Origin of the sequence: Halococcus sp. IIIV-5B, from assembly GCF_003602035.1 — an archaeon.
Taxonomy (GTDB): domain Archaea; phylum Halobacteriota; class Halobacteria; order Halobacteriales; family Halococcaceae; genus Halococcus; species Halococcus salsus.
Genome location: NZ_QZWE01000033.1, coordinates 19,691 through 31,874 on the forward strand (window position 1 = coordinate 19,691; position 12,184 = coordinate 31,874).

Below are 12,184 nucleotides of genomic sequence, written 5' to 3' on the forward strand. Positions count from 1 at the left end.
ATGCGCGACGAGGACACGAGGACGACGGCGGTACCGACGCGCAGGGACTACGTGAAGTACGGCGGCGCGGTCCTCGGTGGCGGCTTGCTCGCCGGCTGTTCCGGCGATGGATCAGGGACGACGCCGGCTCGGACGACGGACGGAGCCGGAACGGCGTCCGCTTCGAAAACCGAGACGGACGCGTCGGACGGGTCGTACTCCGTGAGGATGGCCCCTGCGGGCACCGTCGAGTTCGAAACGCCCCCGGAGAGCGTCTTCACCGTTCTCGTGCATCACACGGACATGGTGGTCGCGCTCGGGCACGGCGACGCGCTCAACGCGATGTACAGCCCCGCCAACTTCGAGGGGAACTACGACAAAATCCTCGAACGGCTCGACGGCGTCTCGGTCGATTGGTCGGGTCTCTACGACTCGTGGAACCCCGAGAAGGAAGCGCTCTACGAACTCGATAGCGACCTCCACTTGGCCGACCCGGCGTACGTCTCGACGATGGACGCGTGGGATACCGCGGACGTTGAGGAAGTCCGGACGGCGGTCGCACCGTGGTTCGGGAACGCGTTGAGTCGGGACCACGCCGACCCGCCGGCGGACTGGGCGGACCGATATCAGTACTACTCCCTCTGGGAGGTCTTCGAGAAGGTCGCACAGGTCTTCCAGGAGCAAGCACGCTACAACGCGCTCTCGGACGTCAAGGCCGATCTGGATGCGACGGTCGCCTCCACGCTCCCGACGAGCGGTGACCGGCCGCGGACGGCGCGGGTCATGACGTCACCGGATCTGAGCCAGATCTGGGTCTTCCATATGAACGGGCCGGGGTTCATTCGCTCCCACACGCGTCCGTTCGGTGTCGACGACGTGTTCGACGACGTGCCGGAGGCGGAGACGATCGGTGTGGAGGCGCTCGCCGAAGCCGACCCGGCGGTCGTCCTCGTCGAGAACGCGTTCGCTCGGGCGGACGATTGGCGGGCACAAAAGCGGAACCTCCGGGACGACCCGGTCGCCAGCGAGGTTTCGGCGGTGAAAAACGACCGCGTCTATCCGCTCAGCGCCCGGTACGGCGGCCCGATAATGAACCTCTTCCAGACGGAGATGGTCGCGAAAGAACTCTATCCCGAGCGGTTCGGGGCGTGGCCCGACTACGACGGCGGCCCGTATCCCGAATTCCCACCGGGCGAGCGACTGTTCGACCGCGAGCGGGTCGCGAATATCATCACGGGAGACGTCTGACGACGCGCGACGACGGAGGTAGTCCTCGGGGTGGTCGGTGATCGGACCGCCTCGAAATAAAAGTCGGGTTCTGCGAGCCTTAGTTGCCGTCGCCGGTCTCGATCGGGGTGCGGATCATGCTGCCCCACTCGGTCCAGGAGCCGTCGTAGTTGCGGACGTCCTCGAAGCCGAGGAGCTCGCGCAGCGCGAACCACTCGATCGAGGAGCGCTCGCCGACACGGCAGTAGGCGATGGTCGACTCCTCGCCGTCGACGCCGGCTTCGGCGTAGATCTCGCGGAGTTCGTCGGGACTCTTGAACGTGTCGTCGTCGTTGAGGATGGTCGCGATGGGGACGTTCGACGCGCCGGGGATGTGCCCCGCGCGCTGGGCGGTCTCGTTGAGTCCCTCGGGCGCGATGACCTCGCCGGAGAACTCCTCGGGCGAGCGTACGTCGACCATCGGCAGGCCTTGGTCGATGGCCGTGTCGACGTCGTCGCGGTAGGCGCGGATCGACTCGAATGGCCCGCGGGCGTTGTACTCCTGGGACGAGAAGTCGGGCACCTCCTCGGTGAGCGGGTAGTCGTTGGCGACCCAGTAGCCCTTCCCGCCGTCGAGCACCTTCGCGTCCTCGTGGCCGTAGTACTTCGCCTGCCAGTAGGCGAAGAGCGCGAACCAGTTGGGGACCCGACCGCCACCGTAGAAGACGATCGTGTCGTCCTCGGTGATGCCCGCCTCGCCCATCGTCTGCTCGAAGGCGTCCTTCGAGAGGATGTCGCGGGTCTGCTGGTCGGTGAAGTCCTCCTCCCAGTCGAAGAAGATCGCGCCCGGCGCGTGACCCTCCTCGTAGGCGGTGTACTCCGAATCCGCCGTCACAGTCGGGTTGTTCACTTCGAGCAGTCGATAGCCCGAGTCCTCGTCCTGGAACTCGTCGAGATGCTCCTCGACCCAGTCCGCCGACACCAGTACGTCGTTTGCGTAGTCACTCATGTCCACTCCCCACTTCGCACCCGGGGCATATATTACCGATACATTCGGCAGGTTCCGCCAGTGCTCCACGTATACCGGAGATTTCTGCCGGTTCCTGGACGGTTCCAGTCGAAGTCACGGGCCGACCGACCGCCAGCGGCCGCGTGGGCCCGGAAGCGGGGGCGAACGGACCGACGAAACCGGACGATGTTACTCACACTTCGCGCGTGTCGGGGTCAGGGAACGACGCCCACGGTCAGCAGCGTCCCGAGGGTCCGGTAGCGCTCGACCATCGCCTCGCGGCTCTCGAAGCCCTCGGTCGGGAACTCGTCGCTGGACGGGATCTCGATCTCGCGGTCGGGGATGGTGTCCTGACTCGCGACGTGAAACCCCGCCTCGCGGAAGGCGTCGCGGTACTCGTCCATGTCCCAGCGGGTCATCGGGATCTCGATCGCGTCCTGCCAGTCGTGGCTCGCGGTGTTCTCCTCGTAGTAGTTCACCGCACAGGAGAAAGTGGCCCCCGAGCGGAGCACCCGTCGGAGGTCTCGGAGGGTCTCGACGGGGTTCGCGGCGTAGTAGAAGGCCTCCATCGAGAAGGCGTGGTCGAACGAGTCATCGGCGAACGGCAGCGCGCCGAAGTCGCCGACGAGGAATTCGAGGCGGGAGTCGTCGGTGTACGACCGCGCGTTGTGGACCATCTCGGGGGAGCCATCGAGCCCATAGGCGTGGGCGTCCGCGGCGTCGGCGAGCGCCCGGGCGGCGTAGCCGCTTCCAGTGCCCAGATCGAGCACGCGTTCCCCGGCCTCGACCGGCATCCGTCCGAGGACGTGCTTCGCGGTGTGCCAGTGGCGGTCCTCCATTCCGCGGTCGCGGCCGTCGGCGGCCCACGCGTCGAACTCCTCGCGAGCGCTCATGGCCGGAGGAGGCGGGTGGGCGTGAAAACCCGTTCGGCGTGGACCGGCCCCGAGAGCGGAGACGTCTTGAGGGCCGGGGATAACCCACCGACATGGCGCGGAGACGGATACCCCGGTTCAAGGTCGCGGACTTCGCCCAGCAGATCGTCGGCGGGTTCCTGCTCGCCGGTCCGTTCGTGATCACCGAGGAGGTCTGGGTTGCGGCGGCCGAGACCTCGACGGTCCAGTGGCTCGTCGCGGTCGGGATGGTGTTCGTCATCGGCTACGGCGCGCTCTATCAGGCCGACGTCGACCGCGACCCCGACGCCGAGGCGGAGGTCGGCGGGGTCCCGATCCGGTTCGTCTCGTTGATGTTCGTCTCGTTCGGCTCGGTCGCCATCCTGATGGCGGTCTTCGGCGCACCGTGGACGTTCCTCGCGGGCCTCGACGTTCCCCGGGACCGGTGGCCGATGGTCACCCTCCACGCGGCCGCCATCGCGTCGGTCTTCAGCGTGGTCGGGGCGGCCACCGCCGACAGCGTGTTCTGACGTCGGTGGGATTAAGGGGGTCGCCATCCCGGTTCGCGCATGGATTATGCCCTCACAGTCGAGGACACCCCCGAGACGATTCCCGGCGGGACCGGCGTGCTCTTGGTCCACCCGAGCACCGGCGAGACCGACCGTATCGACACCGACTTCCTGAACACCGACACCGACCACCTCCTGGTCATCTCGACCCGAACCACCGCCCGCGAGGTTGAACAGAAGCTCGAACACTACGACGTCGACCGCGAGAAGGCGACCATCCTCGACACCCTCAGCATCGAACGCGGCTACTCGCGACGCTCCGGCGAGGGCGTCCGATACGTCGCCGCCCCCGACGACCTCGACGGGATCGTCGAGACCGTCCGCGAGTTCCTGGATTCACACGACGGCAAACGCCGGATCAGCGTCGACTCGATCACGGAGATGGCCTACTACGCCGACGAGGCACGCACCCGCGAGGCCGTCGAAGCCCTGCTCGATCTGTTGACGGAATACGACGCCGTCGGCGTCTTCCACCTCGCGCGCGAGGTCCACGACGACGAGGTGGTCGAGGGCTACCGCGACCTCTTCGACGGGGTCGTCTCGCTCGACCCCGACGGCAGCGTCAGCGGCGAGTTCTGAGGTTCCCGTTCGGCCGCCGGCACAAGTGATTTGTTCGTTCTCGCTCGAATCGAAACGATGGGGCGGTTTCGAACGAGGGAGGGCTGGTGCGTCGTCGAACACGGCGAGGTCCGTCTCGAATCGCTCGGGCTTCGGGGACGGCTCGTGCGGACGCTGCGGAACGCGAAGCGCTCGCACGAACAGCGGTACGAGCGGGGTGTCCTCCGGTTCCTGGGAGTCGTTCTGCTCGGGGCGTTCTCGGTCGGTCAGCTCGTCTATCGGGCGCTGTTCGTCGACTGGCGATGGCTCCCGCTCGGGATCGGCGTCTTCGTGGTCGTCGTCGGACTGGTCTACGCCGTCCACCTCCTCCGTCGGTTCGTCCGACGGCGGTTCCGCGGCTACACCGACGACCGAACGATCCCGCTTCGGGCGGTCGACTCGGTCGAGCCACGTCAGAAGCGGCTGTTCAGGGCTCCACACGTCGTGGTTCGCTACCACGAGTACGGCGACACGAAGAAACGCCGTATCGGGGTCTGTACGCGAACGCCGCTCGCGGCGGACGAGTTCGAGACCGCGAAGGCCCTCCTGCTCGACGACCACGACCTCCCGATGGCGCCCGCGTGAGTCGTTCCGTCCGTCGAGTCCTCCCTGTCGAGCCGCCAGTAAAGTACGAACCGGGTGCTGGCGAACGGGAGACGACCTGCGAACGGAAATCGGAAACGTTCGTGGTATGTTCCCGTATAATAATGTTTATTGAAACCGGACGTGAGTCGTGAGTAGACGACGGCTCGCGGGTGGACGCCCGAGCGTCGTCCGAAACGAACCCAGCAATGGACATCAGAGACCGCATCGCCCGCCGCTATCGTGCCGAGAACGGTCCGCAGGTGATCCGCGACCCCGAAGCGGTGAACCCCGCTGCCCACGTCCGGGACCCGGTCGGACGGGGGCCGGTGCTCGAACGGCTGCTCGACCGGCTCGACCCCGCGTTCGAGGGAGCGGTCCCGCCGAACACCTACGTCTGGGGACCGAAAGGGGCCGGGAAGTCGGCGCTCGTCACGGCGCTGTTCGGCGAGCTCCGCAGGCTGGAGGGGGGGTCGCGCGCGAGCATCCACACCGCCACCCGGGTCGACGACGCCGCGACCGTCACCTTCGGCTACGTCGACGCCCGCCACGCGACCACCGAGTTCGCGCTCCGTCACGCCATCCTCGACGAACTGGTCGACGAACCGGTGCCGAAGAACGGCGTCAGCGCGAGCCGGTTCCGGTCGCTGCTCGCCGACCACGTCGCCTCCTCCGGGCGGCGGGCCGTGGTGGCGGTCGACCATCTCGGCGACCCCGAAACACCGTCGCTCCGAGCCGTCGCCGAGTTCCTCGACGGTGTCTCGGGGTCGGTGGCGTGGGTCGGCGTGGGACGAACGCCGCCCGAGGAGCTCGACCCGTCCCCGAGCGAAACGGTCGCGATCGACCTCGCGCCGCCGTACCTCCTCGCGGACATCCTGTCGGACCGGGCGTCGGCGGGCCTCGCGCGCGGCGCGCTCGACCACGAGAGCACCCGTCGGGTCGCCGAGTGGGCCGACGGGGACGCCCACGACGCGCTCGCCGCGGTGTTCGGGGCCGCGGTGGTCGCCGACGACGCCGGCGAGAACCGGATCGGTCCCGACGCGCTCGATGCCGGTATCGAGGGGGTCCCCCGACCGTGTACCGCGGTCGGCCGGATCCGCTCGCTCCCGGCGAACCGCCAGCGCGTCCTCCGTGAACTCCTCGACCTCGACGCCGCCGACCGGGAGTCGGTTCGAGCGGCGGCGGCCGGGGTGGCGGCCGCCGACACGGTGGGGCTGTCGGCGACGACCGTCGAACGGATCCTCTACGAGCTCGCCGACTCGGGGATCGTTCGACGGGTCTCCACCGACCGGACCGACGGGCTCGGACGCCCGCCGAGCGGGCTCGAACCGTGTTTCCCGGCGTTGGTCTTCCGCCGGCTCTACGACCTCGCGTCGTCGACACCCTGAGAGAACGTGGAAAGTTTTATCATGAACGACAGTATTCGTTACGGGTAACACGGCACCGCCAGTAAAGAACGGTGTCGTTCGCCCGAAGCCGGGCACCTACTCATGACACCAGACACCTACGTCGGCGCGGTCGACCAGGGAACGACGGGCACCCGATTCATGGTCTTCGACCACGGGGGCCGAGTCGTCGCCAACGCCTACGAACGACACGAACAGTTCTATCCCGAACCCGGTTGGGTCGAGCACGACCCGGTCGAGATCTGGGAGAAGACCCAGTCGGTGGTACGCGAAGCCCTCGACAGCGCGGGGATCGAGGCCAGCCAGCTCGAAGCCATCGGGGTCACCAACCAGCGCGAGACCACGCTGTTCTGGGACGCCGAGTCCGGCCAGCCGATCCACCGCGCGATCGTCTGGCAGGACCGCCGGACCACCGACCGGGTCGAGGAACTCGAAGCGAACGGGAAGGCCGAGACCATCCAGGCGAAGACCGGCCTCCAGCCCGACGCCTACTTCTCGGCCACCAAGGCCGAGTGGCTCCTCGACAACGCCGACCCGATCAAACTCCAGCGTGCGCGGCCCGCCGACACCCGCGAGCGCGCCGAGGCCGGCGACCTCCACTTCGGCACCATCGACTCGTGGCTGATCGAAAAGTTGACCGGAAACCACGTCACGGACGTGACCAACGCCTCGCGAACCATGCTGTTCGACATCCACGAGATGGCGTGGGACGACGAACTCTTGGAGGAGTTCCGGGTCCCGCGCGCGACCCTGCCCGAGGTCCGTCCCTCCAGCGACGAGGACTACTACGGCACCACGGATCCCGACGGCTTCCTGGGTGCCGAGGTCCCCGTCGCGGGCGCGCTCGGCGACCAGCAGGCCGCGCTGTTCGGCCAGACCTGCTTCGACGAGGGCGACGCGAAGAACACCTACGGAACCGGGTCGTTCTTCCTGCTCAACACCGGCGAGGAGGCCGTCGAGAGCGACAACGGGCTGCTCACGACGGTCGGCTTCCAGCGCTCCGGCGAACCCGTCCAGTACGCGCTCGAAGGCTCGATCTTCGTCACCGGCGCGGCGGTCGAGTGGCTCGGCGACGTCGGGCTGATCGACGACGCGAGCGAGACCGAGGACCTCGCGCGGAGCGTGGATTCGACGGACGGGGTCTACCTCGTCCCGGCCTTCACCGGGCTGGGCGCTCCTCACTGGGACCAGCGCGCACGTGGGACCATCGTCGGGATGACCCGCGGCACGCGTCGCGAACACATCGTCCGTGCGACGCTCGAATCGATCGCCTACCAGACCCGCGACGTCGCCGAGGCGATGGAGCACGACTCCGGGATCGAAGTCGAGGAGCTCCGAGTCGACGGCGGGGCGGTCAAGAACAACTTCCTCTGTCAGCTCCAGGCCGACGTGCTCGGTGTGGACATCGTCCGTCCGGAGGTCGACGAGACCACCGCGCTCGGCTCCGCGTACGCCGCGGGGCTCGCGGTGGGCTACTGGGAGACCGCCGACGAACTCCGGAAGAACTGGCAAGTCGACAGCGAGTTCGCCCCGAAACGGACCGACGAGGGCGACGCGATGTACGAGCGCTGGCACGACGCGGTCGACCGCTCGCTCGACTGGGCACGGGAAGACTGATCGATGCAGGCACTCCTCCAGATCCCCGTGATCGGCCTCGGCGTCGAAGAGTTCCTCATGATGGCGATCGCCGCCCTCGCCGGCGGCGCGCTCGCGGCCGCACTCGGCGCGCTCCCCGCGTTCGTCTTCACGGGCTTCGCGGTCTTCCTCGGTGAAGGGCTCGAAGTTCTGGGTGGTGACGTCGGCGGTATCTCGGGCATCCAGCGTGCCGCCACCGCCGGCATCACGGACTCGATCGGGTTCGGGATGGTGTTCGGCCCGCACGTCTCCTTCGCCGCCGGCGTGGCGGCCTCGGCCTACGTCGGGAAGAAGTACCCCGAGATGACGCCCGCGGGCTGGGACTACCACCCGGGGAAGGTCATCACCGAAGCCTACGGCACCAAACCCGACATCCTCGCGGTCGGCGCGGTCTTCGGGCTCCTCGGGATGCTGATCACACAGGTCGCGGGCGGGCTCGGCGTTCCCACCGACGGCATCGCACTAGCGGTCGTGATATCGGCGCTGGTCGCGCGGGCGGCCTTCGGCTACCCGATCGTCGGGTCGGCGGCCGGGTCGTCGCTCCTCGACATGTCACCGTTCGAGCGCGGCGAGACGAAACCGATGACCGACGGCGGTGTCGAACGCGAACAGCTCACGGTCCAGCCGTGGCTCGGCCACCAGTACAAGTGGTCCGGCGTCACCGCGATCGGCGTCGTGGGCGGTGTGCTCGGCGGGTTCATCTGGATCGAGACCGGGAGCGTCTTCCTCGGCTACGCGTTCTCCGCGATGAGTCTGCTCTTCTTGAACCTCGGCGTCGAGAAGATCCCCGTCACCCACCACATCACCCTGCTCGGCTCGGTCGGTGCGGTGATCGGTGCAGCGTGGTTCGGGAGTCCGGTGCTCACGATCCTCGTCGCGGGCGTCTTCGGTGGCCTCACCGGGGTCATCGGCGAGGGCATGCAGCGGATCCTCTACTCGCACTCGGGCACCCACGTCGACCCGCCCGCGATGGCGATCATGGTCGCGATGTTCATCGTGGGCATCGGCTACCTCGTGGGACTCTTCCCGACCTCGTCGTACCTCGGGCTCTAACCGGCCCGAGACCCGTTCTCAGGCGAACCCCAGTGCGACCATGACGACCAGCGCGACCACGATGGCGGTGACGACCGTCCCGAGGACGATCTTGGTTGGTTGACTCATGGGATCGGGTTCGCGTGGCGGTGTGTTAAGTGCTTATTTTGTGGACCGCCGGGGTACTCGAACGTCGACTCGTGTGGGTTGGGCTACTCGCTGTGGCTCGTTCGCTCGACGACTCGCTGTGGCTCGTTCGACGACCCGCTGGCTCGTCGGTCGGACTACGCTTCGTCGTCGCCGAGCCACGTCTCGGGAACCTCGATGACGTACTGGCCGTCCTCCCGGAGCGCGATGATGTACTCCTCCCGGTTGTAGAGTTCCATCAGGTTGAGTTCGTACTGACCCGGTTCGAGGATCTTGATGCTCTCGAACTGGTCGTCGAGCTCGCGCCGGAGCGCCGCCATGTCGGATTCGTCCGATGGGTCGGGCGTGTCCGTCGTCGACTCGGTCTCGGGGGGTGGGTCGCCGGGCTCGTTCGTCGGTGTCTCCGGTATCCCCTCGTTCGACACCCCTTCGTTTCCGGTCGAGTCGGGGTCGGCGGTGTCGGTGGGGTGGTCGTCCCCGGAGACGACCTCGCGTCGCGCGTCGGCCTGTGCCGGGTTCTCTCCCGGTGCGGACGGTTCCGCGTCGGCGCTCGCGCCCTCGGCGCGTGCGTCGGCGGCGGGTTCGAACTTGAACTTGTTGCCCCCACACTCCGGACAGCCCGAGAGCATCTCCTTCGAGCCGTCGGGGAACGTGTGACCGCACTGGGTGCATTGGTGAGGCATAGGAGGCGTACGGGTGGGGGTCGGAACTAGGTTTGGAGTTACCGACGCGTGACGAGGGTGCTGATCAGCGTCTCGTCCTTGTGGAGGGTTTCGAGCCGGTTGGCCGGGCCGATCACGGTGAGCTTGGTGTCGGAGCTTCGACCCATCAGGCGGTCGAAGAGGCCGCCGCTCGATTGGCCGGCCCCGGGGTAGGTCTCGATCTCGATCCCGGTGAACCCGTCGGGGCTGATCTCGGTCATGGTGACCTCGATGAGTTTGGACTCCTCGTCGGGGTCGAGCCCCTCTTCCAGGATCACGATGTTGCCGTCGTGGACCCCATCGAGGATCAGCCGGATCTTCTCCATGCTCGTGAGCTGGTCCATCCGCTCGCCGCTGATCATGTCGAGTTGGACGCTGTCGGACGGGGCGGGGCTCTCGTCCTCGTCGTTGCCATCGTCGCCGGCACCGATGCTCGGGTCGTCGTCTGCGTCGGCCATCAGCCGAAGTACTCCGCTATCTTTTCGTACACTTCGTCCATGTTCTCCCCTTCGAGCGCCGAGAGCGGCACCGTTTCGTGCTGCGGGAAGGCGTTCTTGATGCGCTGGATGCTCGATTCCTCGAGGTCGATCTTGTTGGCGAAGATCAGCACCGGGAGGTCCTGACTCTCGATGATGCCAACCAGCATGGTGTTGACCTGCGTGAACGGGTCCTCCGCCGAGTCGAGCACGTAGATCACGCCGTCGACGTCCTCGCGGAGCCAGTGCATCGCCTCCGCGACGCCCTCGGTGGCCTCGCGCGAGCGCCGGACGGCGTCGTCCTTCTCCATGTCGTGGTCGAGGAACTCGGTGTAATCCACCTTGGTGGCGACACCGGGCGTGTCCACGATGTCGATGGTCACCGACTTGCCGTTGCGCTCGATCTCGATGTCCTCCTTCCGGCGGGCTCGACGGGTCTCGTGTGGAACCTGGCTTTCGGGTCCCACTGCGTCGCCGGTCCAATCGCGCGCGATCCGGTTCGCGAGCGTGGTCTTGCCGGCGTTCGGCGGTCCGTAGATGCCGATACGGCGCTGTTTCTGCCCGCCCGTGAAGAAGTTCGAAATGCTGTTCCGGAGTCCAGTGAGCAGTCCCATTTATCTCCCCCCGCCCGACCGTCGGGCGGATCTGGACGGAGAACGTCGGTGCATGCACTTAAACCCACGTCAGACACGTATCAGGCTTTGGATACCGTCCCCCTCCGGTCGAACGACCGTGCCATCCCTCGGATAGCACCTCTCCCGACGCTGTGAGGACGGTAGCCACGACGGATATTACCGCAGAACATATCTCCTGCCGACACCCCCACCCCTTCGTTTCGGGTGGAGCCCGGATCGACCCCGTCGACAGGGATGGGGTGGAGGTGGTCGTTCGGTGCGGTCTCGATCGAATCGATGGCACTCCGTCCGAACCAGTCTAGAGATCATCAAGAACGACGAGCGAAGACGATCTAGGAACGATCTAGACGGAATCTAGAAACGACTACAACCAACAAGAGCAGTCCCTCTCTTTGTCCTTCGGTTGCTGTTCTCATGCTTCTCACTTAGTTCTTTCCCCGGTAAACTCCCTCTCCGAACCCATCCCCCTCTCCGACGGTTCCACTCGAAACGAAGGGGTGGGGGGCTTACCGACATCAACCATCAATCATACCTTCATATTCCACCCGACACATCCGTCATATCCGATACGCTCGACACGCTCGACCACCGATGGAACCCGAACGGCGACGTACCACCTCTGCGAACGAAGATGGGAGCCATCCTCACCGTTCGTCTCAGGTCGTTCGGTCGCTCAGCCGCTCTCACGTCGACCAGTCCTTCGCCTCGTTCGGGACGGGTTCCGTTCCGTAACATCGAAATCGGCGGGCGTTGGGAGGAGTCAGTGGGGATCGGGGACGGATCGGAAGCGGCCGGGTCCAGTGAAAATCGGGCCGATCGGAGGCCGGTGGATTCCTTCGATCGTTCGATCGACAAGATTAATATACTCCCCACCTCTGGTTCCGCTGGACGATTCACGGCGGACGCACGCGCCACCGTTCATCTCATACCCACGTAGCCGTCTTCTGCACCTGATATTCGCGCTCCTCCGGGTATGCGTGGTGCGTCCTCCATCCGAAAGCAAGGGGTTCCAAACACCGAACTGCTATGACACGAGACGACCCGACACCCGACGACCACGACGGCGAGGAGCCCTTTCCGGAGGGAGAACGCGATACCGACGATGGGGAGGCCGACGCGAACGACCCCGGCGACACGGAGGATTCCGACATCGTCGACGACCCCGATATCTCGAACGATTCCGACCTCCCGAACGAGTCCGCTGTCGGGGACGCCCTCGATATCCCCGACGACTCCGCCGCCGAGGAGACCACGAACGAGGCCAGCCGACCCGACCGCCGACCCGCGGCGGCGGCCAACTCCACCGACTCCACTGACCCC

At 66.6% G+C, this 12,184-nt stretch carries 12 protein-coding genes and 1 pseudogene; 8 read left to right on the forward strand and 5 right to left on the reverse strand.

Annotated features, from left to right (window positions below):
- Positions 1-1,227: an ABC transporter substrate-binding protein gene (locus D3261_RS16745; protein WP_120074340.1), complete on the forward strand. Its 1,227-nt coding sequence runs from the start codon at positions 1-3 to the stop codon at positions 1,225-1,227.
- 79 nt (positions 1,228-1,306) lie between these two features.
- Here the strand turns inward: D3261_RS16745 and D3261_RS16750 are convergent, their stop codons facing one another.
- Positions 1,307-2,194: a sulfurtransferase gene (locus D3261_RS16750; protein WP_120074342.1), complete on the reverse strand. Its 888-nt coding sequence runs from the start codon at positions 2,192-2,194 to the stop codon at positions 1,307-1,309.
- 215 nt (positions 2,195-2,409) lie between these two features.
- Complete coding sequence (locus D3261_RS16755; protein WP_120074344.1) at positions 2,410-3,087, reverse strand: class I SAM-dependent methyltransferase; 678 nt, start codon at positions 3,085-3,087, stop codon at positions 2,410-2,412.
- A 92-nt stretch (positions 3,088-3,179) separates the two neighbouring features.
- Here D3261_RS16755 and D3261_RS16760 point away from each other — a divergent pair, with 92 nt between their 5' ends.
- From D3261_RS16760 to D3261_RS16785, 6 genes are all read left to right on the forward strand, one after another.
- Positions 3,180-3,614: a DUF2391 family protein gene (locus D3261_RS16760; protein ID WP_120074346.1), complete on the forward strand. Its 435-nt coding sequence runs from the start codon at positions 3,180-3,182 to the stop codon at positions 3,612-3,614.
- Between the two features lie 39 nt (positions 3,615-3,653).
- Complete coding sequence (locus tag D3261_RS16765) at positions 3,654-4,232, forward strand: ATPase domain-containing protein (protein ID WP_120074348.1); 579 nt, start codon at positions 3,654-3,656, stop codon at positions 4,230-4,232.
- Between the two features lie 57 nt (positions 4,233-4,289).
- On the forward strand, positions 4,290-4,835 hold the full coding sequence (locus D3261_RS16770; protein WP_120074350.1) for a hypothetical protein: 546 nt from the start codon (positions 4,290-4,292) through the stop codon (positions 4,833-4,835).
- Positions 4,836-5,041: 206 nt separating this feature from the next.
- Entirely contained in the window at positions 5,042-6,220 is a 1,179-nt protein-coding gene (locus D3261_RS16775; protein ID WP_120074352.1) for a Cdc6/Cdc18 family protein, read from the forward strand.
- A gap of 102 nt (positions 6,221-6,322) precedes the next feature.
- A complete protein-coding gene (gene glpK, locus D3261_RS16780; RefSeq protein WP_120074354.1) occupies positions 6,323-7,855 on the forward strand; it encodes a glycerol kinase GlpK in 1,533 nt (510 codons plus the stop codon).
- Positions 7,856-7,858: 3 nt separating this feature from the next.
- Positions 7,859-8,926: a hypothetical protein gene (locus tag D3261_RS16785; RefSeq protein WP_120074355.1), complete on the forward strand. Its 1,068-nt coding sequence runs from the start codon at positions 7,859-7,861 to the stop codon at positions 8,924-8,926.
- A gap of 263 nt (positions 8,927-9,189) precedes the next feature.
- Here D3261_RS16785 and D3261_RS16790 read toward each other — a convergent pair whose 3' ends face one another.
- Genes D3261_RS16790 through D3261_RS16800 form a run of 3 tightly spaced genes read right to left on the reverse strand, consistent with a single transcriptional unit; the run spans position 9,190 to position 10,843 of the window.
- Positions 9,190-9,735 (reverse strand): Zn-ribbon containing protein, encoded by a 546-nt coding sequence (locus D3261_RS16790; RefSeq protein WP_120074357.1) that lies wholly within the window; start codon positions 9,733-9,735, stop codon positions 9,190-9,192.
- A gap of 38 nt (positions 9,736-9,773) precedes the next feature.
- Complete coding sequence (locus tag D3261_RS16795) at positions 9,774-10,211, reverse strand: DUF2073 domain-containing protein (protein ID WP_120074359.1); 438 nt, start codon at positions 10,209-10,211, stop codon at positions 9,774-9,776.
- Positions 10,211-10,843 (reverse strand): Era-like GTP-binding protein, encoded by a 633-nt coding sequence (locus D3261_RS16800; RefSeq protein WP_007690760.1) that lies wholly within the window; start codon positions 10,841-10,843, stop codon positions 10,211-10,213. Before D3261_RS16800 ends, D3261_RS16795 begins: the two co-directional genes overlap by 1 nt.
- A gap of 1,047 nt (positions 10,844-11,890) precedes the next feature.
- On the opposite strand from D3261_RS16800, the pseudogene D3261_RS16805 reads away from it, so the two are divergent.
- A pseudogene (locus tag D3261_RS16805) lies at positions 11,891-12,184 on the forward strand (cell division control protein Cdc6); the annotation flags it as partial.

Excerpts from the sequence above, each read along its gene's own strand:
- D3261_RS16775 (WP_120074352.1), top strand. The coding sequence starts at position 5,042 with ATGGACATCAGAGACCGCATCGCCCGCCGCTATCGTGCCGAGAACGGT.
- D3261_RS16760 (WP_120074346.1), top strand. The coding sequence starts at position 3,180 with ATGGCGCGGAGACGGATACCCCGGTTCAAGGTCGCGGACTTCGCCCAG.
- D3261_RS16765 (WP_120074348.1), top strand. The coding sequence starts at position 3,654 with ATGGATTATGCCCTCACAGTCGAGGACACCCCCGAGACGATTCCCGGC.
- D3261_RS16795 (WP_120074359.1), bottom strand. The coding sequence starts at position 10,211 with ATGGCCGACGCAGACGACGACCCGAGCATCGGTGCCGGCGACGATGGC.
- D3261_RS16800 (WP_007690760.1), bottom strand. The coding sequence starts at position 10,843 with ATGGGACTGCTCACTGGACTCCGGAACAGCATTTCGAACTTCTTCACG.
- D3261_RS16790 (WP_120074357.1), bottom strand. The coding sequence starts at position 9,735 with ATGCCTCACCAATGCACCCAGTGCGGTCACACGTTCCCCGACGGCTCG.
- D3261_RS16750 (WP_120074342.1), bottom strand. The coding sequence starts at position 2,194 with ATGAGTGACTACGCAAACGACGTACTGGTGTCGGCGGACTGGGTCGAG.
- D3261_RS16755 (WP_120074344.1), bottom strand. The coding sequence starts at position 3,087 with ATGAGCGCTCGCGAGGAGTTCGACGCGTGGGCCGCCGACGGCCGCGAC.
- D3261_RS16785 (WP_120074355.1), top strand. The coding sequence starts at position 7,859 with ATGCAGGCACTCCTCCAGATCCCCGTGATCGGCCTCGGCGTCGAAGAG.
- D3261_RS16770 (WP_120074350.1), top strand. The coding sequence starts at position 4,290 with ATGGGGCGGTTTCGAACGAGGGAGGGCTGGTGCGTCGTCGAACACGGC.
- glpK (WP_120074354.1), top strand. The coding sequence starts at position 6,323 with ATGACACCAGACACCTACGTCGGCGCGGTCGACCAGGGAACGACGGGC.
- D3261_RS16745 (WP_120074340.1), top strand. The coding sequence starts at position 1 with ATGCGCGACGAGGACACGAGGACGACGGCGGTACCGACGCGCAGGGAC.